The 19,751-nt window shown below is 64.0% G+C and carries 18 protein-coding genes and 1 pseudogene; 13 read left to right on the top strand and 6 right to left on the bottom strand.

Going from position 1 to position 19,751, the window contains the following annotated elements:
• Positions 1 to 120 precede the first annotated feature (120 nt).
• Complete coding sequence (locus OG947_RS17085) at positions 121 to 1,059, top strand: hypothetical protein (protein WP_328812438.1); 939 nt, start codon at positions 121 to 123, stop codon at positions 1,057 to 1,059.
• Between the two features lie 42 nt (positions 1,060 to 1,101).
• Here the strand turns inward: OG947_RS17085 and OG947_RS17080 are convergent, their stop codons facing one another.
• A complete protein-coding gene (locus tag OG947_RS17080) occupies positions 1,102 to 2,619 on the bottom strand; it encodes a hypothetical protein (RefSeq protein WP_328812437.1) in 1,518 nt (505 codons plus the stop codon).
• A gap of 510 nt (positions 2,620 to 3,129) precedes the next feature.
• Between OG947_RS17080 and OG947_RS17075 the strand changes: the two are divergent.
• A pseudogene (locus OG947_RS17075) lies at positions 3,130 to 3,506 on the top strand (helix-turn-helix domain-containing protein); the annotation flags it as partial.
• A 1,780-nt stretch (positions 3,507 to 5,286) separates the two neighbouring features.
• On the opposite strand, the gene OG947_RS17070 reads toward OG947_RS17075, so the two are convergent.
• Positions 5,287 to 5,529 carry a hypothetical protein gene (locus OG947_RS17070; RefSeq protein ID WP_328812436.1) on the bottom strand — a complete coding sequence of 81 codons (243 nt, stop codon included), beginning with the start codon at positions 5,527 to 5,529 and terminating at the stop codon, positions 5,287 to 5,289.
• 262 nt (positions 5,530 to 5,791) lie between these two features.
• On the opposite strand from OG947_RS17070, the gene OG947_RS17065 reads away from it, so the two are divergent.
• Positions 5,792 to 6,754, top strand: coding sequence for a hypothetical protein (locus OG947_RS17065; protein ID WP_328812435.1), 963 nt, complete (start codon positions 5,792 to 5,794; stop codon positions 6,752 to 6,754).
• Positions 6,755 to 6,779: 25 nt separating this feature from the next.
• Here the strand turns inward: OG947_RS17065 and OG947_RS17060 are convergent, their stop codons facing one another.
• The gene (locus OG947_RS17060) at positions 6,780 to 7,931 is read right to left on the bottom strand and encodes a hypothetical protein (protein WP_328812434.1); all 1,152 of its coding nucleotides are present in this window, start codon (positions 7,929 to 7,931) and stop codon (positions 6,780 to 6,782) included.
• 356 nt (positions 7,932 to 8,287) lie between these two features.
• Positions 8,288 to 9,247: a hypothetical protein gene (locus OG947_RS17055; protein WP_328812433.1), complete on the bottom strand. Its 960-nt coding sequence runs from the start codon at positions 9,245 to 9,247 to the stop codon at positions 8,288 to 8,290.
• Positions 9,248 to 9,367: 120 nt separating this feature from the next.
• Between OG947_RS17055 and OG947_RS17050 the strand changes: the two genes are divergently transcribed.
• A complete protein-coding gene (locus OG947_RS17050; protein ID WP_328812431.1) occupies positions 9,368 to 9,580 on the top strand; it encodes a hypothetical protein in 213 nt (70 codons plus the stop codon).
• Between the two features lie 224 nt (positions 9,581 to 9,804).
• Here the strand turns inward: OG947_RS17050 and OG947_RS17045 are convergent, their stop codons facing one another.
• Complete coding sequence (locus tag OG947_RS17045) at positions 9,805 to 10,596, bottom strand: hypothetical protein (protein ID WP_328812430.1); 792 nt, start codon at positions 10,594 to 10,596, stop codon at positions 9,805 to 9,807.
• A gap of 75 nt (positions 10,597 to 10,671) precedes the next feature.
• Here OG947_RS17045 and OG947_RS17040 point away from each other — a divergent pair, with 75 nt between their 5' ends.
• The 5 genes from OG947_RS17040 to OG947_RS17020 all read left to right on the top strand — a co-directional run bounded on the left by OG947_RS17040 (position 10,672) and on the right by OG947_RS17020 (position 13,983).
• Positions 10,672 to 10,887: a PLD nuclease N-terminal domain-containing protein gene (locus tag OG947_RS17040; RefSeq protein WP_328812429.1), complete on the top strand. Its 216-nt coding sequence runs from the start codon at positions 10,672 to 10,674 to the stop codon at positions 10,885 to 10,887.
• Positions 10,888 to 10,986: 99 nt separating this feature from the next.
• Positions 10,987 to 11,448, top strand: a complete 462-nt coding sequence (locus OG947_RS17035; protein ID WP_328812428.1) for a hypothetical protein — start codon at positions 10,987 to 10,989, stop codon at positions 11,446 to 11,448.
• A gap of 413 nt (positions 11,449 to 11,861) precedes the next feature.
• Positions 11,862 to 12,407, top strand: coding sequence for an RNA polymerase sigma factor (locus tag OG947_RS17030; protein ID WP_328812427.1), 546 nt, complete (start codon positions 11,862 to 11,864; stop codon positions 12,405 to 12,407).
• Positions 12,404 to 13,450, top strand: a complete 1,047-nt coding sequence (locus OG947_RS17025; protein WP_328812426.1) for a hypothetical protein — start codon at positions 12,404 to 12,406, stop codon at positions 13,448 to 13,450. The genes OG947_RS17030 and OG947_RS17025 overlap by 4 nt, the downstream gene beginning before the upstream one ends.
• A complete protein-coding gene (locus OG947_RS17020; protein WP_328812425.1) occupies positions 13,447 to 13,983 on the top strand; it encodes a hypothetical protein in 537 nt (178 codons plus the stop codon). Before OG947_RS17025 ends, OG947_RS17020 begins: the two co-directional genes overlap by 4 nt.
• Positions 13,984 to 14,022: 39 nt before the next feature.
• On the opposite strand, the gene OG947_RS22685 is transcribed toward OG947_RS17020, so the two are convergent.
• Positions 14,023 to 14,217, bottom strand: coding sequence for a CGNR zinc finger domain-containing protein (locus OG947_RS22685; protein WP_442973133.1), 195 nt, complete (start codon positions 14,215 to 14,217; stop codon positions 14,023 to 14,025).
• 331 nt (positions 14,218 to 14,548) lie between these two features.
• On the opposite strand from OG947_RS22685, the gene OG947_RS17010 reads away from it, so the two are divergent.
• From OG947_RS17010 to OG947_RS16995, 4 genes are all read left to right on the top strand, one after another.
• Entirely contained in the window at positions 14,549 to 15,913 is a 1,365-nt protein-coding gene (locus OG947_RS17010) for an MFS transporter (protein WP_328812423.1), read from the top strand.
• Between the two features lie 100 nt (positions 15,914 to 16,013).
• Positions 16,014 to 17,093: a hypothetical protein gene (locus tag OG947_RS17005; protein WP_328812422.1), complete on the top strand. Its 1,080-nt coding sequence runs from the start codon at positions 16,014 to 16,016 to the stop codon at positions 17,091 to 17,093.
• A 34-nt stretch (positions 17,094 to 17,127) separates the two neighbouring features.
• Complete coding sequence (locus tag OG947_RS17000) at positions 17,128 to 18,726, top strand: hypothetical protein (RefSeq protein WP_328812421.1); 1,599 nt, start codon at positions 17,128 to 17,130, stop codon at positions 18,724 to 18,726.
• A complete protein-coding gene (locus OG947_RS16995) occupies positions 18,723 to 19,751 on the top strand; it encodes a hypothetical protein (RefSeq protein WP_328812419.1) in 1,029 nt (342 codons plus the stop codon). The genes OG947_RS17000 and OG947_RS16995 overlap by 4 nt, the downstream gene beginning before the upstream one ends.

Below are 19,751 nucleotides of genomic sequence, written 5' to 3'. Positions count from 1 at the left end.
CGACAGAGACGAAGGACCCGTGCGTGACGGTCTCTCGCGCGATCCCCAGCCCGCCAATCGACCACATACAACTACATCCTTAGCCCGTGCACGTCCCCAACTGATCGCTACCGTGTCCAAGTGCCCCTGATTCAGGTGATTCAGATCGTCATCGTGGCGGTTGCCGCCCTGGTCGGCCTTCCAACCGCAATCGCGGCTTACTCAGAGAGAAGTCGCCTGGAAACGAGGGCCAAGACCGCACTCGAATTGACTGACAAGGTCAACGCCGGTGCACCAGGCTGGGTCCAGCTTAAGCGTAATTCGGATGACGCCGTTCTGCGTTTGGCATTTTTGATCGAGTACCCACGAACACTTCGTCGACGCGTACCAACATTAAGTTTTTTCCTCGCGATGGTCACTGCCGTCTTGGCGATATTCCTACTTCTCAGTGGCGGCAGTCGAGCACTTGTCTGGTCTCTCATAGTCGCGGAATTATCTATGGGCGTCGTCGCGAACATCTCCTTCCGCAACACGGCTGCAGCTGATCGCCTGATCTTCCGACTGTTTAGAGAATTGAAAGCACCCGTTGGGCTGCATTATCCACGAGCAAAAATCTTCATAAAGCAATGGGTCCCAGGAGTTGGGGACGTCTTTGATATTGCTGCAGAGGTTCGCGACAGGGCGGCAGACCAGGCCGGCGACGCCGTCTTCATGACTACAGTCGAGGCATGCAACAATGCTCGACTGGAAGCTGAAGACCAACTTAAGTCGCTGGTGCGTCGTTTAAGAATTTTGCAATTGAAGAGTTTTTACAAAGGTTGGGTCGTCATCCCCTTGAAACGTCTGCATGTTTGGTATGTTCTAGCTACGTTTCCCGCGAAACGAGAAATAACCTACCGTCGCGGAAAACGTCGCTTGAAAAGAAAACGCCAGAACGCCACGCCCGAACTTCAGGCCGAACTGGATGAGAAACTGAGAAAACTCAAACAGCTTGCCCGCGGAAACCAGTCGACTATACGTGCGATCGTACGGACTTCAGAGCAGTCCGTCACCGGCGATCCGGACGACAAAAAATTGTAATGTTTCGCTGAGCACTCGGCGCCTCCGCGATGTCACGCTAGACTAGCCCTCGACTGTTTTCGGTCCTCGTAGGAAACGGTCGGGGTCTAGCACCTCAAGCTGTTGCTCCTCGGCGACGTTGAGAATGCGTAGAAGATGCGCTCGAGCGACACGGTTCAGAAGTCCCGCTGCGTCATCTAGATCGTAAAGGTCATGATTCTTCCGCCCATGCGCAAGATCATTTCGGACGGTTCGTATCGCCGCTTCGGTCGAGACTGGATGAGTCGACGAGGACCTAACCGCCTTCACGAGTGAAGTTTGTCCTAGCGCCCCCATCAGGTCGAAGGGTAGCGTCACCGACATTTCGGTAAGAACGTTATCGAGATTCACGGGAGTGGATCTAAGGTTTCTTTTAATCTTCTGCCAGTCCTTTGCTTCCAGCAGTGGCCGAATTTTCTCCAACATTGCCTTGTTCTTGTCCTGGTATTCTGCAGTTTGGTCACGGAAACGATTCTCGTAACCACACAAGCCTTCGATGGCCTGAACGAGTAAGAGGAAGCGTGCACGCGGGTGTTGATCTGCAGACAGGGCGGTAACATCGTAAGTTTCCAGAATTGGATTTCCGAAAGCCGCTTCTCGCTGCCACAGCCGCAGTAGCTCTAGCAATGAGTGCCCCTCCCCCAACTTAATCGCGCAATAGCGGCGCCGTTTGTAATCGGTGACGGATGCAAATGGTTCCTGCGTCACCCGGCCCATGAAAGCCTGCATTCGCCGCCGCTGCGGTGGGCGATCGTCTTCCTCGAATACGGGTGAGCACGCCAGGTACGTGATTTTTTCTTGTTCCCCAGTCGCAGCGCACACTATTCCAACCAATGGAACTATCCAACTTTGATAAAATTCTGAAAATTCTAGCGGTTCTTTTAAGCGAATCTCAATTGTCGGACTGAACGAAACTGCGAACCGATAGGGATCCGCGACCGTTGCCGAACCGGAATAATCGACCGTTACCTGGGCGTCGTCGTCAGACCATGCTTGATTGCTCTCTGGGCGATATGTCGCTGACCAGACATGTTTTCCAGGTTCTGAAACCTGCCTGGGGTACGCCGTTTCGGCGATAGGAGGCGTTGCCGCGAATTCGTCTAAACCCGTGATCTGAATTCTGAACGAGTCGAACACGATTCTGTCAACCGCGGGAATGTCTCGACCCACGAGAGCAACGGCCGAATCGAAGATCGCGTTCGGTCCACTGAAATGCATGAGGCCGGATCCGCGGTCCTCGTCCCACACCGTCAGCACTGCGTCCAGCAACACAATATCCTCACCACGGTCGAGCCTCCCGTGCACAATTGGATAGTTGAACGTCTGCGGTAGCTTGGACTGCAACCCGCCGTCAGCCGTGGGTGTCTTCAGTAACGGGGCGCGACCGAATACGCCGCCACTGAATTGGCGCGACGGCTCCAGGTTCGCCTCACCGGATGTGTCGTACGTTTTGGCGGGGTCGTCTGGGTCCTCGATCCTCCAATCGCACCTGTAGGTACCGGTTGCGATCGACAGCTGGAGGGGAACTCCGTTCGTACTCATCAGTCTAGTATCAACGGGGAGGCGCAAAACGGGGGCACTCAAATACGTGTGGTGCGTCGAAGCCTTCTCCAGCTTTGATCTCAGCTAAGCGGCGAGCGGCATAGGCGCGGTTGTGCTCGGCGCGAGTTGTTGGCTTCCCGGCAGCTGATGTCGGATACGAATTGCCAGCCGCCCGTTGAGCATCCACGACGAGATAGGGCACCAGGCCGGGCCCCGATCCTGGACGATTGTTCCGCTCGATCAAAGCCGCCTCGATTGGTGCTCGCACTACCCCGTTGCCGATGGGCTCCTTGACGACGCGCGCCAAGCTGCTGAGTAAATGTCGAGATACCGGTCCGCGACCCCCGCTTTGACGAGCCCTAGTTGTACCCGGTCATGATGTTGGTAGCAGGCGTGTCGGCTTGGAGTAGGGAGAACCTCCGAGTGGGGTGTGGCTCGTCTAAGGCCCACATCCACCCGGAGGTTTTCGTGTCCCACCGTTAAGCCCGCACCACCGTCCACGACAGATCGCTGATCGTGGCCCGTCACCAGCAGGGGTGGCCGCAGGCCCACATCGCCGCCGCCATGGGCGTCTCCCGCAAGTGCGTCAAGACATGGATGGACCGTAACGCCGCCGAGGGCGAGTCGGGTCTGCGAGACAGATCGTCACGCCTACCCACGATGCCGACCCGCACCGCCCCGAGGTGGAGGATCGGATCCTGGCGGCCCGGCGCACCGACCGTCAGGGCCAGGACCAGATCGGCCCCGCCGTGGGAGTGCCGGCCCGCACCGTCTCACGGGTGTTGCGCCGCCATCGGGTGCCGTACCTGTGCGAGCTCGACACCATGACCGGCACACCGATCCGATCGTCGAAGACCACCGCGGTGCGCTACGAACGCTCCCGTCCCACTGGGAGAGCGGGAAACCATGCGTAAGCGACTGGAATACCGACAGGCCGTCAGGTAGGTCGTAGTGCAGGTCACCCTCAACGGCATCCTCCCAGTTCTCGTCGTCGTAGACCGCGGGCTCGTCGTGCATCTCTACTGCGACGTCGACAGGACCCGACCTCACGCCTACCTTCACGAAGATCACATCCTCCGCGAATATGGCGAGACTGAACTCCGGGTACTGCCCGTTGATGACGTCCCGCGGATTGTCGGTCATCAGCCCGAACGAATGAGACACGGTCTCGACTACCCTTTCGTGCCTTGCTGTGAGCATCAGACGGCCTCACTCCGACCGGCGGACGGTCCGGGATACGATTCCAGGATGGCGATTGCCGCCGTACTCCCACCGAACAGTTCTCGTCGAGCCGTCACGACGAGGACGCACGCTGACAGCGCGATAGTCGTAACCGTCCTGTCGCACGTGCTCCCACTCGAAGTCGACGGTCTCACCCATGATCAACTCGCCGGCTCCGTCACCAGAGATGTGGATGACTTCATTCTCTCGCGCAGGCGGCAAGGCGATCGCCCATAGGTCGCTGAGGTGGACCCAGCATCCGCCGGGAGTGTCGGCTGACTCGACGACACCCCACCCTTCTTCACCACGCCAATCCGCAACCTCACCTGTGCTGGTCATCGGTTCAGCCTAGAGAAGTGGACACCCCCGGCCGACGCCGAACCTGTTCGCCGACCGACCGCGAGAAGCCCACTCGGCGACCGTGCCAGGCGGAGTCCGCATCTCAGGGCCGGAAGATCAGACCAAGAGATACGAATGCGGGAGAATCAGACAAACCAGGCAGCCGTACTTCGCGCTCGTGAACCTGTGCAGATGAACGGAAGGGATCATGTGATGGCCGTACTTGCCCAACGTCGAACAGGGCGGGTCACGTTGTGCGCTTCCGCGGCCGTCCTGAGCGCCGTGGTTGGCTGCACGGTGGATGACACGGCGGATGCACTCTCGGCTACTCCGGGCGCCGCGATCGTGGCTACCGTGGATTGCGGTGACGACGGTGTCGCCACCGTTCGGTCCTCGTTCGCGTCCCGCGCGTCGGAGGAAGTCTTTGTCAGCAGACCACCCGATTTCGCATCCGATACTGCGATCCCGTTCTATTCCGAGAGGTTCAGGGTCGACGGGGAGGCAGAGGAGTCCGAAGTGACCATCTGGACGACACCGTCTCGCGGTGTGTGCACGGTGAAACTGGTCGATGAGGAGACCGGCCGAGTCATGGTCCGCTCGACCGGGCCCGCACCCGAAACGGTGACCGGGTTGGCAAGACCCAGTAGCTAGAAGTCACCGGATAGCGGTGGATACCTGCGCCAACATATTCCGCCTTCGACCCGAGCGGGATCCCACGCGGGCTGAGTTAGATCTGTGCTCCATTCCTCGGCAGCGACTGCTGGTACCGAGTTGTAACTCGAGCGAATGTGGTCGATGTCAGCGACCTTGCCGTATGTTCGCCGCCGGTCCGCTTCCGGGAAGGTCAGGATCGTGGCCACCTCGTGGCCTCGTACAGTGATTTCCTCGACTCGGAAGTGTCCGTCGGCTGCGCTTCTCTTCAACGTGTGGATGAGGCACGCCACGAACTCGAGGCGTCAGTGAGCGCTGTGATCCGGGGGGAACCGTTCAGTCGACTCCCGACCGAAATGCTGCGGATCGTACGAGATCTCGTAATCAGTCTCGAAGTCACTCACAAGTATGCCTCCTCCCTGCTGATGCAGATCCGTTGCGCTCGAACACCTCCGGTCACACGACCCGAACGACCGTCGTGGCGCCCGGCGCCTGGGACAGCGCTGCCAGAGGAATCAGGTGGAGATCGTGGATATAGGCCGAGGCGGCCTGCTCTGGATCAGAGAACATTCGCTGCAGGTTAGCGATGTTCAGTGCGAACAGTACGTCCATGACGGGGGGTCGAGTTGGCGCCTGCCCGTCGAAGGTGACACTCACGTCGATGGAACCACTCAGGGCGGAGAGATGGAAGTCGGTCACCCGGTACCCACCTTGGTTCTGACGGTGAACAAGGCCGCTCAGAAGGGCTGCAGCGCATCGGAGGCTCCAGGAATCGTGCGCAGGCCCGTACTCCGGCAAGCCGGGTCGAACGTCATCTCCCATGCCGCAAGGCTAGCGCTGTAGCCGACTGGCTCGACGCATGCGCTGTCGGCCACCTCCCAGGTCCGGTGGCGTTCATCATCCCGCCCGAGGTGACGGCGTACCTGTCTCGACGGTGGGCGGATCTCGCTAGTCTCCATTGATGGTTCATTCCCGATCCCGGCTCGTCGCTCAGATGTGTGGCGCCGTACTTCTGTTGTCGATCGCCGCATGTGGAAGCACGGAGAACGCCGCCGAGGACCCCCGACCCGGGGCCGTGGTCGATCCATACTTGCGCGACAACACCTGTACAGCCGGCGATCCGGTGCAGAACGATGCTGAACCTACGGACCGCCTGACGCAGCTGTCACACACCGCCGGTGACCTTCTCCTGGTCAACGGCATCGCACCCGGCCCGCAAGTCGCTGTCGATGGGCAGCTCTCCTCCGACCAGGCGGCGGACCGCGCCAGTACCGTCCCCGGCGACGCGTCCATCACCGAAGCACTCTGGGTCGCAGCAATCCCACCCGAGGCCGGCCTCGACCCCGTACGCGACACCGAGGAGTACTTCGCCTCGCAGGCACGACGGATCTCGACGTTCAAGGTCACCGAAGAGAATCTCGGTCAGTTGCTCGGACCGAACTGGTCATCCGTCATCGACGTAGTCGAAAGCTTCGCCCGCAACGGGTACGAAAACTACGTCGAGCGGGTCCGCGACGCACCGCCGATGCGCGAAGCGGACGCTGCTGCGACACGAGCCCAACTCCGGGCGGCCTCCGTCGACGCCGGACTCGAAAGCCAATGGGAGACCGCCCAATCGATCGTTCCCATCTACTTCCAGTCCTGCGATCTGTCGTCGAACGTCGCCGGCGACGATGTCGACCTGTCCTCGTCGGTCCTCGCAGAAATACTCGCCGCAGACGCCGTGGCCGCCGCGTTCACCACCAGGTTCGCCCCTGCCGAGATGGTCGAACCGTTGGCACGTGGCCTGCAGATCGCCCTCGGTGCCGAAACGAATCCCACCGCCGCAGGCGGACTGACCAAGGACTACGACCCCAACGAGATCTTGTCTCCGGAGGACGTCGAGTTGATGGAGGCTGAGGAGCCGAGCCTGGAAGGTCCCTGACAACCTCTCGGGGCGAGTACCGCGCTCACAGCAGCGGCCCGTCCGTCTCGTCCCACAGTAGGGCTGCGTCCACGTCCACCCCGCTGTCCATCAGCGGCGCATCGATGCGGAAACTCCTCAGCCCGTTACCGACGACCAGGACTCTGGTGCCGTCGAACACGACCCGTGGCACGGACGTGGGGATGGTGACACTGGTCAACGGTTCCAAGGTCGTCGAGTCGTGCAGGGTCAGCAGCCACGACAGAACACTCCGGTCAGCGTCCACCGGCCGCGGCAATGGCCACCACCCCGTCCTGGAGGATCCGTCGGGAACGTGCCCGACCGTCCACGCGACCGGTCCCGCCTGGCCACCTCGTAGTGGGCGCCCGCCCCATTCACCGTCGTCACGCACACTCAGGTTCTCCTGCACCCACCCGACGTCGGAGCCACGGACCAACCGGAGAGGATCACCGAAGAGAAAAGGCTCTCCGTGTCCGCGAGGCAGCAGGGGCACCGTTGGGCCGACCGTCGACTCCCCCGCGTCCGACACTCGCACCACGCGGGCACCGGCCTTGGCGCCTTGCACGACGACGGCATACACAGAATCACCGTTCGCGACAACAGAGCTGACGCGGCCTGCGGCAGTCTCGACGTCGATGGGATCGACACCTGGCCTGAACAGGGTCCACGTCGACGACCCGGTACACGCCAACAACGTGTCGCCGACGACGTCACCCGCGGGGACGTCACGATCGTCCACGCGGACGGGCGTCGCCCCCTCTGCGACCCAGATGATTCCGTCCGCTCCGGTGACCCAGCACCCGGACGGCGTCGCATGGACCCGACGTTCGACCCCGACGGCGCCCGGCAGCAGGAACCGCGTCACGATCCCCTCGCTGACACGCATGACAGTGGGGAGAGCTGTATCCACCACCCACATGGCGCCACCCGCGCAGGAGACGTCCCCCGGCACGACGCTGGGACGAACCGGCAGGGGAGGCACATCGTCGAGGTCGAGCTCCACCCTGACGCTGCCCTCCCTGTGTGCCACGTCCTCCTCGTCTGTCGAGACGAGCCTGTCGTCGAAGAACTGCGGAGCGGCGTCGACCTCGCGTAGTCGACTGGGCCCCGGTACCGGGTGCCACCCACTGTCTGCTGTGCGTCGATACCGGTCCGTCGCCATCTGCACTCGCGTCACGCGACCCCTGACACGACCATCGGTGTCGTACCCGAAGGTGCCCCAGAACTGCCCCGTGAGCTCCACTTCCCCTGAGCGGGGGACGAACCCACGCCACGACGCGGTCCACCCGTCGCCCCGAAGCAGGCCGCTCCACTCCCACCGTTGCGGTGACTCGGCACCATCGGTGTGTTGGCGCATCGGAGGTGTGTCCGAGGGCTCGAGGCGCGCCCGGATGCGCACGACATCCGGATCGTCAGGTCCCCTCTCGACGAACCTCAACGGTCCCGTCCATACCTGGCCCCTCGTCGGCGGAGCGATCTCCCCATCTCCGATCACCGACGACGACACATGCACGACCAGTGCGCGGTTCGGCTTCACTGGTCCTCCGATGGTGTCCGCGGTGCGGGGTGTTCGTCGTCGACAGGGACGGGTCTCGGAACCTCGACCATGATCTCGGCCAGCAGCGTCGCGGTGGCCGGGTCGTTCTCCGGTCTCGGCTGCACCCAGGTGACCGCGCCCACGACCGGGTCGCTCACATCCACAGGCCGCCAATCGCCGGCCATCTTCCGGACGACGCCCCGGTTGCCGGCGCCCCACTGCCCGCCGTCAGCATCATCCGTCATCTTCGGTCGTCGGTAGTGCCGACGGATCTCGACCACGGTTGCCCGATCTGTCACCGGCCGGAGGCTGTATGTTGCGGTGTCGCACAGCTGAACCGGCACCGAATCCGCCTGCCGACGAAGGACACCGTGCCTCCGATCCGACGCCAACGCGTCTCCTGTGGATCCGAGGACGTAGAGGCGATGCTGGTAGAGAACGCTCGGCTGCCCGCCACCCACGCAGACACGCTCGACCGTCACCGCACCGTCTCCCGTGTCCACCACCCGGTGGATGTCGTGCGCACTGACGATCCAGCACCCGTCCGGCGTCGCGTGCACCCGCCGCGTCCACTCGCCGTGCGGGGACTCGATGGTCAACGGCAACAGAAACTCCACCACCGTCGGCGGATGACCTCGAGCGTCGATGCGCAGCAGCGTCGGAGCCGAACGGTGCATCACCCACACCACGTCGCCGCAGATATCGATGGTCCCGCCGACGAACGCAGGCCGTTCCACGGGCGGATCGCCCAGATCCAGGTCGACCAGAACGCTTGTCACCGCACGATGAGCGCGACCGTCGTCGGGTACCGACCACGGCTCCAGAGCGGAGGGCACCTCGTCCACGGCGATCAGTTCCTCGGTGCCGCTCACCTCCCGCAAGTCGCGTCGCCCACCGGCGTCGAGGGTGTCCAGGCGGACCTCTACCGCGTGCATGGCCGAGATACGCCCGCTCACCGCTGTCGGCCCGTCATCGTCACCGCGAATCTCAGCGACGAGGTAGCCGTTCAGATCCACTCGGCCGGAGCACGGTTCATCGGACCACCATCCGGCGCTCCATCCATCCCCGTACAGCAGATGACGCCACCGAAATCCACCGTCTCGACGCTGCTCCGGTTCTCTCCCGTACGCCGGTACAGCGAACGCGGCAAGGGGCTCGTCGAGAAGCGAGGAGGTGCCCGTGATCAGTTCGACGACCACCTCGACATCGTCACCGATGGTCGCCCGAGGAAACGAGCCGTCGCCGATCACCCACCAGGGCACAACAACTCGAAGCGAGGGCTCATGTGAATCTGCCGCTGCCAACGATTGGTCGGATGCGTTGTCGTACATATAGAAGCCCCGAGTAGTAGGAGGCCGCCACGCGAAGGTGTCGGACTCAGGGTCACCTGAGATTCAGACTAACGCACACATCGCCGCAGTGACCAGAGAGCACGGACGAGCATGGGACACCGTGCTGGGGGGCCCGCGCCGACGTGAGGCCGACGCATTCTCCCTCGCATGCGAACACCGCCTCAGCCGTACGTGTAAGGACCTTCCGGCTGTGGATTGACGGTGTCACAGTCCCAGGTGATTTTGGCGTCCGGCCCCGTGTCGATGGCCTCGAAAAGGTCTCCTGCAGACCGCAGTGCACCTGCCATGGCTGCCGTCCCTCCGATGTACGTCGACATGAGGTCCACATCGGTGGCGACAAACCACGCTCGGTCTGCAGGCCACCAGATGTTCGGGCTGAAACATTGCAGAAACCGACCCGCGTCTTCGACCGTCCCATGCACCAGCAGGTGCTCGCGGCTCGGCAGGGACAACCTCGGCTGGTCCCTCGAGAATCCCGTCATCCCGAGCCCGTCCCAGAACCCGAAGTAACAACTGTCGGGTGTGGTGGTGTGCTCGGCGAGCACAGTGGCCACAGCCTCGATCTCATTTACAGGCATGTCACCAGCAGTCGGACACGAGTCCCACAGCGTCCCCTCGCCCGTCCCCTGACCGGATCGAACAACGGGCTCGATCATCGCGCCCCACGCAACGGTCCGATGCATCACCGCCCCCAGCACATCCGCGCTCACCCTCCATCGCACCGGAGTCTCGTCACCGCCGTCGGCGCTGTTCGACCAGGCGGGATGCAGTACGCGCAGATATGCCGGAACTACCGCGGGAACCAATCCCGCTACATTGCTACCGAACCGCGGAATGTGCTCGGCGACCCACTCGCCCACCGACACATCATCAAGTAGATCCGCGTACGTCCATTCTTCTTGCTCGATCTGGTCGCTCATGCGCTCCACCATGCCAGCCTTCTGCACCGCCATCGCCTGTCGACGCTGGCGCCGGCATACGGGCATCCCGAGCAGAACCCAGCTTGTCCACCGCTACGCTCGACTGCCATGGAGCTCGCAGGCATCGTCGTCTTGGCACTGTTCGTCGTCGCGGTGGTCTCCATTGTCCGCTCAGCACACCTCGGCATTCTCGCCAAGGCAGCATGGTCCATAGTCGCGTTCGTTCTACCCATCATCGGTCCGCTCCTGTGGTTCACCGTCGGAAAGAAGTATCCGTACGGCACGGATGGGAACCCGCGGCCGGCAGAGCGTCGCCACTCATGAGGCCAAGAGTCTGCGTCTGACCGAACCGGCACGCACGCAACGACTCCGGATTCATTTCGCACCGCCTCAGACAGTTGACCCTGCCGTAGTGTTGCCCCCATGGCCCAGAGGAGAACCAGCATCTGCATTCTCGCAATGCTGAGCAGTGCGCTCATAGCCTGCGGTGCGCCGGAGATCGGCCAGCAAGTCGAACTCGACGCAGAGGACGCGGCGGCGTACACCCAGAGGGACGGGTTCACGGTCCCTGATGGCTTCGTCTTCTCTCGTGGCCATACGTCCACGGAGTTCGTCGGGCGCGCTCCGTGGTCAGCCCGGTTCGAAGCATCCGATGAGTTCAGCGACGGGGTCGCGGTCACAGCTGCGAACCCCTCCTTCCCGCCCATGATGGAAACACCCTGCAGTGCACTACCTCCGGGCGGCTGGACGTCGCTGGGGCTCACGTGCACGTTGACAGTCTTGTCCACGCAGTACCCGCCATCGGGGAAGCTCGACAGTGTGACGGCGGTGCTCACCGGCGACGAGCGAGGCGCCTCATTGTTTCTCTACAGCGCTGGACATTGACAGCCCCGACACAGCGCGAGCATGTCTGCTGGTCAAGTCGAGGCGGCCCGCTCTCGGTCACGGCGGTACCACACCGCCCACGCGAGAGGCCATAACGCACCAGCGAGCAATACATGACTCGCGACGCGGGAACGTTGCCACTGACCGACACCGGTGAAGGACGCGAGCACGAGGTAGACGGCAGCGAACACTGCCCAGGCGTACAGCGTTCCCATATCGCACCTCGTCTTCGGTCGACACCCTAACCCGGCTCATATTCTTGTTCGCCCTAGAAGCGTACCGTCTGGTCCGGCACCCGAGGGTCGATGGAGGCGTCGCGTGACTGTCCTTCATTCACGGACTTCGCTACGCATGTAAGTATCGGCCCCTCCGCGACCACTACCCAGATGATGGACGTGACGGTGAGGACGCAGATGGCCGAGGACGAACAGCGCTTCGCTGCCCTCTACCGGCAGACACACAGCCGAGTGCTGGCCTACGCGAAACGCCGAGCACCTGCGGACACCGCTCGGGAAGCCACAGACGAGGCCTATCTGATCGCGTGGCGACGATTCGCGTCGGTTCCGGAGGACGCGTTGCCATGGTTGATCATCACCGTCCGCAACGTCCTCTCCGAGCTCCATCGACGCGACGAACGCCAGACCGTCCTCGCTCAACGACTCGCGGACACCCGACGCGACCAAGACACCGCCCCCGACCACGTCGAGGACGCCGTCGTCGAGAAAGTCGTCGTCCTCAGTGCTCTGTCCACGCTCAGCGAGGCCGACCGGGAAACGTTGATGCTCATCTCCTGGGACGGACTGACCGCACGACAAGCAGCGTCCGTCGTGGGGTGTTCTCCACCAACCTTCGCTGTCCGGCACCACCGAGCGCGCCGGCGACTCGACGCCGCCCTCGACGCCGCAGCAGCCGACCAGCCCCGTGCCCACCCCACGTCACCCGACAGGAGCCGACCGTGACACCGCGAACATCCCTCGACCGGTTGGCCGACCAGAACCCGGTACCCGCCCCCGACCCCGCACTCGACTCGGACGCCGAACGCACTCTCGAACAGATCCTGCGCGCACCCCGACACACGACCGAGTCGCCGAGTCCTCGCCGGCGCGCAGCATTTCTCGTGGCGGCCGCCACCGCACTCGTCGTCGGCGCGGCGGGCCTGCTGTGGCCGCGGCCGGTCGAGGACCCGACCGTCGCTGCGCCGGCACCGAGCTCGATCACCCTGCCGCCAGTCGCCGGCGATCCCTTCACCCTGGAATCCACCGACGGCGCCGCCGGCCGAGTGCCCCCGCTCACCTTCGTCTCCTTCGACCGGCCAGTCACCGCGTCGGACGTACTGGGCGCCCTGTCGGGCAAGGCCACCACCGCGGCGCCACCACGAGGTGACGGCCCCTTCGACTACATCAGGCTCAGAGAGTGGGGCTTCTACACCGCGCAAACTCAGGACGGTGTCGTCTTCGACAGCGGGATCTCCTACAGCACGAGAGAAGACTGGCGCGCCGAGGACGGCTCCGGACTCATGATCTCGAGCCAGGACGGTGTCACCGACGTGGTCGATGTTCCCCCGCAACCGGCCAACTCCGGCACTGCCACGCCCCCGGAAGGAACTGACGTCGCAGGAGTCCGACAGTCGCTGCTCGAGCGCAGCGGCAACGCGTTCACCACCGCCCAGTGGCTGGAGACGTACGCAGAAGCGTGGCGTGGGCACGTACTGTCGCCCGCACAGAACGCGGCTTACCTCGGCGTGTTGAGCGACCGGCCCGGCATCGACGTCATCGGCGAGACCACCGACCGAGCAGGCCGTCGGGGTGTCGCCGTGTCCACCTCCACTCCCGACCGACGAACGGTGCTGATCCTCGACCCGGACACCGGCGAGCTGCTCGACATCGAACGCATCGCCCTCAGTCCTGCGGCAGTGGAAATACCGGTGCCTGTGCCCACGACCATCTCGTACACGGTGTTCGAGGACCGCGGACGCGCCACCACGCTGGGGGTGCGCCCGTGACCGCTGCATCCACTCGACATCACCGGGCCGGCCTCCTACTCGTCTCGGCGGCCTTCACGGTGACCGCCATAGTTGGATGCACCACGGACTCCGACGAAGTGCCGTCCGCGTGCCCACCCGCCGACCAACCCTTCACGGCCGTCCTCCAGAGCGGCACCGAGCCTCCGTGGGCCGACAAGTGGAACGCAGAAACGATGGCCGCAGGATCATCCGTGTCGGCCTCACCCCGATCCGCGACCGACGACGAACTGATCAGCCTCACCATGGCCTGCGCCGGGATACCGGAGACAGCACTCCCACCCGACGTCGACACCACCACGATCACCGTGGGGGTAAGGGACTACCTCTATACGGCGGCGGTAATGCGGACACCAGATCGGCTGTTCGTCATCGGCATAGCCGTGGAACGACTCGACGACGACTCAGCCCGCTTCGGCGTCAAACCCATGCCCGTCATCGGCGACATCTCCGCGAACGCAGATGCGGACGGCGCGGCCATGATTCAACGGTTGCGAGAGGATCAGATTCTCTGACAGGAGTGTCGAGCGGCTCGGTCGGACGGCACGACTGCCCTAATCATGACGCTGCTGCTGGTCTGTGGTCGGCGCACTGGTCATGCCGGCGGTTCTGCGTCGCCCACGATGGGCGGTTACCTTGGCGATCGTGCCGCAGGCACGGCCATCAGGACCGTCGGCGTTCATACCACACCACACGCGGCTGAGGTTGGGCGATCGGTCGTAGAACACTCGCTCGCAGCCCGGACACATTCTCAGTCGGCGCCAGTGCCCGTCGGCAACGGCATCGACGACGATCGCGAGCACGGCCGCTACACCGTCGCCGACGGTACGGCCACGGTGGCGGACCAGTCCGGTCGCTTCGTCGACATTCGGGACGACCAGGTGTCGCTGCAGCCAACGGTCCAGTCCGACCGGGTGCGTCTTTCCGAGATTGGACCGTAGGTAGTCGCGGAGCCGTCGGAGCTCCGGCACTTGGCGGGGACGCGGAACTGTTACGTCGCTTGAGAACTCACTGCCCCACGATGCGGTGGATGACGCCAACTCGGCGAGCACGTCGACCGTCGTACGGGTGTCGTGAGCAATGGTCCGTGTGTTCATCAAGGTCCGGACGTCGTCGAGTGCACCCGGTGCTGGATTGCGTGCGTATCCCGTGATCACCGGACCCAGGGTACCGTCTGCACGGTCCAAATGTAACCAGCACGGTGCACAATGGCGGTTACAGTGTCCACAACGCAGGGGGTCGGCAATGACGGGACACGGGTTCAGGGCGGTCGCGAGCTCACGCGGATTCGGGCCATGGGCTGTAGCGACGGTGGGGGCCCGCCTGCCGATTGCGATGGCACCACTCGCACTGGTACTTGCGGCCGAAGCAGCCACCGGCTCCTACGGATTCGGAGGCATCTTGGTCGCGGCCCACACGGTCGGCGAGATCATCGGGTCACCGATCATGGGGCGCCTCGCCGACCGGCGACCCTCGCGGTTGCTTCTGACGGCCGTTCTTCTCGCTCAGGGCGTCGGGTTCGGTGTTCTGGCATGGGCTTTGACGGGCGCATTCCCTCAGTGGTGCGCGGTGTTGCTGGTGGCGGTGGTCGGAGTGGTGGCAGCCGGGGTTCCCGGTGCGCTCAGATCTCGATTGACGCGGATGGTCCCGGAACGCTCGACGCAACCTGCGCTGTCTATCGACAGTGCAATCAATCAGGTGTGCTGGGGCGCAGCGCCCGTCATCGTCACGGCAGTTGCAGCCTCCGCCCCCACACAGGTACTCGTGGTCGTCGCCGCGCCCGCCGTCGCCTCTTGCCTCGCGTGCCTAATCATTCCATCGAGACCCGCCGAACCGCGCTCCCCCAGTTCAGGTCCCACGATCACCGACACTGTGCGGACTCTGAGCGATGTACTGGTGGGAACGATTCTTATGCGCGTGGCACTCGGGGTCATGGCGGTCGCCGCGGTGCCGGCCTTCACCGCGCTGAACCACCCCACGGTCGCTGGTCTTGCGTTGGGTGCGTACGCAGTGGCCACCGGTATCGGCGCCCTCGCACTCGGGTCGACGCGCCACCCGTGCGTGGATCCCGCACGACGAGCACACCGAACGCTGGTTCTCCTGGCCCTCGCTCTGACTCCTGCAGTCCTGTTCGCGCACAACGTTGTCGGTCTAGTGGCGGTGTTCGTTTTCGTCGGCCTCATCGAGGGACCGACGGTGGTCGCACTGTCTGTGGCCGTCCAGCAACGCACCCCGCCCGAGGTTCGGGCGACCGCATTCTCGGTGCAGTACGCCGCGTTGGGGGTCGGGTTCGCGCTCGGTAGCATCTCGCTCGGGCCGCTCCTGACCGTGATGTCGCCCGCCGCGGCAATGACGTGCATCGGATTCGTCATCCTCGTGGGTGCGCTCATCCTGAGTCGGTGGAAATACCGTAGTCCCCATGTCAGCCGACGCCAGGAACAATGACATCGCGCCTGCACAGCGGCCGGCGGTGAACCTCACAAGCCCTCGCCCGTCCGCGCGGCTTGGGCTAGAGTCTGGATCATGCTGACAACACGTCGAAAGAATGTCTCCGCGCACTGACGCCCACAGCGACCCGGCGGTAGACCCGCTGGACTCGCTCGCGATCGCTGCGCGGATCGAAGCCCAGTACAGCCGTGAAATTGCGATGTATCGCGACTTGCTCGTCCGCACCGCCGGCAACCATCGGGTGAATGATTCATACCATCATGTGCCCGCGCACGATTACGTGGTCGAGGGCTCGTCACTCCTCGATCCTGGGTTGCGGATACACCTCGGGCATACCCATCAAGACGGCGGCGATCTGGGCTCCTTCCCTCCGGGCACCGAGGTGCTCGCCCTCCGTATCCACGTCCAAGCTTTCTCTGCCGAGTTTCCTACCCTGGCGGCAGCCCGACGCCAATTCCTGGATTCGGTGTCTACCGTCGAGGCCGACGGATGGGTTCGAGCTTTGCTCGGAGACTCCTGGGCCGACCACTGTTACGAGCTGGTGGTCGACAGGGACGAGGCCAGTCGGACTTCACATGTCATGACGGCGCAACGCATCCACGTCCTGCTTCTCGATCAGCACGCTCGCCCTTTGCTCGCACCCGACAACTTCGCGTTCCGACGACTCTGGTTTCGGATCAGCTCCACTCGCAAGATCCCACCTAGGGACCCCGAGCTAGCTGCTGAGATCAACCGCGACGGCCCCTACAGCAGAACCAAGGAAATCCGGGACCCCCGGACCGAGAAGGACGGCGGATGGCGCATCGACGTCACCGGCCTGAGCCCATCACAATTGACGCCGATGGCGGGTGACACGGCGCGACGATTGATCCGAGGTGTTCGGATGCGCGGGGCGATCGACACGCGCTTCCGGCCGACTCGAGTGCATGTCGATCCGACGCTGTTGTGGGTGTACTTCCGATGGGACGGCGATCCCGAAACATACGCGCTGACACTGTGCCCACCTCAGACCAAGGACGATCTCAGAGGCCCGCCCTGGCACTCGCCCGGCGCCATCGTCTCTGAAGCCATGGAAAGTTGGCAGGAGGAGCTTCGCACGGGCCTACGCGCGCGGGGAATCAGAACGCGGACAGCGGAGGGCGCACTCCACCTAATTGGCCCGGCAGCCGATGACTGACCGGCAGGGTGCGAGTCCTGTTGTACCTCGGACGATGACGGTGCACATTCCGGTACACATGATCGAGGACGGATCGTTCACCACGCCGGAAGTCGGGACAGTGCTGTCCGGGCCGTTGGACTTCGACGAGACCCCACCGACTGATCCCAGTGCCGTCACGATTCGAGCGCACCTCACGCCCTCCGACGGGGCCCCGGGATGGCTGTCGATCCCGGCGGGGACACCGAGGCGGTGGGTCTGGTCCGGGTTCCTACGCGGCGACGGGTGGACCGCGGGATGGACCGGATTCACACCCCGGACGGCGCAGGTCGAGATCACCGGGCACTTCCGGGGCGGCTTCGACTACGCCACCCGCGGCACCGTCCGCGGGCTCGTCACCGGGGTGCAGGTGGTGACCGAGCGCCACCGCCGAAACTCCGACGGGCTGTGGCTACCCACTGGGGGCAACCGATCTGTCCGTGACGTCAGCCGAACCGATCAGTTCATCGGACGGGAAAGGATGGCGGAGGTCGGTGCCGATCACCTCGACATGGACTCCACGGCCATCGTCGATCTCGACCTCGACAACACCCCGCCCATGCCGCCGCGCCCCAGCATGGTCCCCGGGTCAGTGTCCGCCGCTGCAGGAACGACATGGGTCGTCGACACCGAACTCCCCCTGGTCGTCGCCATCTCCGGCGGTGACACCGTCGTCGAGTATCTGCTCCCCGCCAGGACCGGCGTGCCGCGGATGATCTGGGCGGTGCCTGGTGGGTGCTGGGTCGCCGGCGAGGACGGGACATTCTGGGTTCCGACCGTCGGAAGTCCTGTGCTGGTTGATGATCGGGCCATCCACGCCGGCGCCGTGAACGGCAACACCCTTCTCGGGTGCACCTACGACTCCACCTGGCGGATGTACCGCCCGGGCCAAGAACCCGCCGACATAGACGTCGCCCCGTCGGCCGGCTACGCCCGCTCCGTCATCGCCCACGATGGCGGCTTCGTCGCCGTCGTTCGACAACGCGGCTCGGGAACCCGACTGGTGTGGGTGATGCTGACCGGAGCGGCGCAGATCGGGCCGGACCTCGCACCGGATCCAGAACCGGGACAACGCCGGCGATGGTGGCAAGATCTCTTCCTCGCCGGCGATCCACTGAGACTGGTCAGCCACGTCGACATCGGTGTCATAGAGCCCGACCTGACCGTCCGCGACGACGGCGAACGCCTCGGCCGACGCCAGTTCCGCGGCGGCACCGTCGGCCCATACGGGTGGGGCATGGGCTTCCTCGACCCCCTTGCGACCACGCCTCGAGAGTGGTGGCCGCTGCCGGACCAGGAGGTCTACGATCGTGCGACCGAGATGCTTCGCTCACCACGGAAGGTGTTCACCCTCTTCGACTCCCGCACGCTGGCACCGTTGACGAGCGTGCCGTTGAACAGCCCGGAGCCGAGCGTGACGGTCGACGACACCGGGACGATCCTCGTCGTCGACCGTGGTATCACCACATTCCCGGTCGACATTCCAGTGATGACGTGGCCGGAGAAGCTGGACGTCGCTGCCATGCTGGACAAGTCACGTACGACGCGACCAACCAAAGCATTGCCGGATTGTGCTGCCGACATGCTCGAGAATGACACACGGAGGTCACGATGACGCGATGGATCGAGGTTCTCGTCGGCATGGCGGACGGGCCGACCACCCCTGTGCAGGGAACGGTGAAGCCGTACTGGCGCACCACAGAACCAGAAACGTTCTACTACGGGAGCTACGGAGAAGAACCCGTCGAGATTCCCCTTGCGACAGATGGTGTGCGACTTACCCGATGGGGCCGCCGAGCACGCATCGAATCCCTGGACGGCACGCTGTTGTTCCTCAGCGACGGTGAGACGGCCTGGAACTTCACCGGTGATCCGCAACGACCACGGAGCACGACATTGCGACGCGCCCAACGCTTCGGCCCTGGACGTGCCCTGGTCGTCACACGACCCACCGCCGACTGGGTGGGAGACGACCATGCGCGTCCGATCGGCCCGGTCACCGACATCGACTTCCTCGGCCGCCCATGTTGGTCGGTTAAACTCGCTGCGCGCGAGAGCGTAGCCATGCCCGAACCGTCGCTCATCCTCGTCGTCGACGCCGAATCCGGCGCGGTGGTGGCCGAACACTCGGGCGACGGACGAGTTGGAGCCGAGTACACAGACATCGTCGTCGGGACACCGATGGATGCGTCCGACTTCACCTGGGACGGCCCGGTCGAGACCGACCAGGAGTCCCGACAGAAGACGCTGCAGCACGACCCGCACTGGCGGGAGAGCGGGCTTGCTTGGTTCCGCGACAACGTCGCCGCCGGTCCGATCGAGGTGTCGGTTGACGTCGAACTCACGCCGCGGTTCGTCGAAGTGACGAACGAAGACACAGGTGAGTTCACCGCGCCACTGGGAACGCCACGGCAACAAACGGGGTGGCTCCACCGACGCAGGCACTCCCCCGAACCCTGGGCGGTGAGGATGGCGGAAGCACAATTCGCCTGGTCGACAGCTGACTTCGACTGGACGTTCACTCTGAGAGTGGGAACCCTGGATCACGCAGGACTGGCGGCGGTGCAGCAGCAATTGCACCCTGGCGAGCCGGTCATCGGAACACCCGATCTCGTGCCACCGACGAGGACAGCATGGTGA

The organism is Rhodococcus sp. NBC_00297 (assembly GCF_036173065.1).
Lineage (GTDB): Bacteria > Actinomycetota > Actinomycetes > Mycobacteriales > Mycobacteriaceae > Rhodococcoides.
This window is presented reverse-complemented; position numbering and strand designations above follow the sequence as displayed.

What these genes read in the sequence shown, in the direction of transcription:
- OG947_RS17005 (WP_328812422.1), top strand. Translation starts at nt 16,014, where the DNA reads ATGTCTCCGCGCACTGACGCCCACAGCGACCCGGCGGTAGACCCGCTG.
- OG947_RS16995 (WP_328812419.1), top strand. Translation starts at nt 18,723, where the DNA reads ATGACGCGATGGATCGAGGTTCTCGTCGGCATGGCGGACGGGCCGACC.
- OG947_RS17080 (WP_328812437.1), bottom strand. Translation starts at nt 2,619, where the DNA reads ATGAGTACGAACGGAGTTCCCCTCCAGCTGTCGATCGCAACCGGTACC.
- OG947_RS17030 (WP_328812427.1), top strand. Translation starts at nt 11,862, where the DNA reads ATGGCCGAGGACGAACAGCGCTTCGCTGCCCTCTACCGGCAGACACAC.
- OG947_RS17040 (WP_328812429.1), top strand. Translation starts at nt 10,672, where the DNA reads ATGGAGCTCGCAGGCATCGTCGTCTTGGCACTGTTCGTCGTCGCGGTG.
- OG947_RS22685 (WP_442973133.1), bottom strand. Translation starts at nt 14,217, where the DNA reads ATGTGTCCGGGCTGCGAGCGAGTGTTCTACGACCGATCGCCCAACCTC.
- OG947_RS17065 (WP_328812435.1), top strand. Translation starts at nt 5,792, where the DNA reads ATGGTTCATTCCCGATCCCGGCTCGTCGCTCAGATGTGTGGCGCCGTA.
- OG947_RS17045 (WP_328812430.1), bottom strand. Translation starts at nt 10,596, where the DNA reads ATGGCGGTGCAGAAGGCTGGCATGGTGGAGCGCATGAGCGACCAGATC.
- OG947_RS17000 (WP_328812421.1), top strand. Translation starts at nt 17,128, where the DNA reads ATGACGGTGCACATTCCGGTACACATGATCGAGGACGGATCGTTCACC.
- OG947_RS17050 (WP_328812431.1), top strand. Translation starts at nt 9,368, where the DNA reads ATGACGCCACCGAAATCCACCGTCTCGACGCTGCTCCGGTTCTCTCCC.
- OG947_RS17010 (WP_328812423.1), top strand. Translation starts at nt 14,549, where the DNA reads ATGGTCCGTGTGTTCATCAAGGTCCGGACGTCGTCGAGTGCACCCGGT.
- OG947_RS17035 (WP_328812428.1), top strand. Translation starts at nt 10,987, where the DNA reads ATGGCCCAGAGGAGAACCAGCATCTGCATTCTCGCAATGCTGAGCAGT.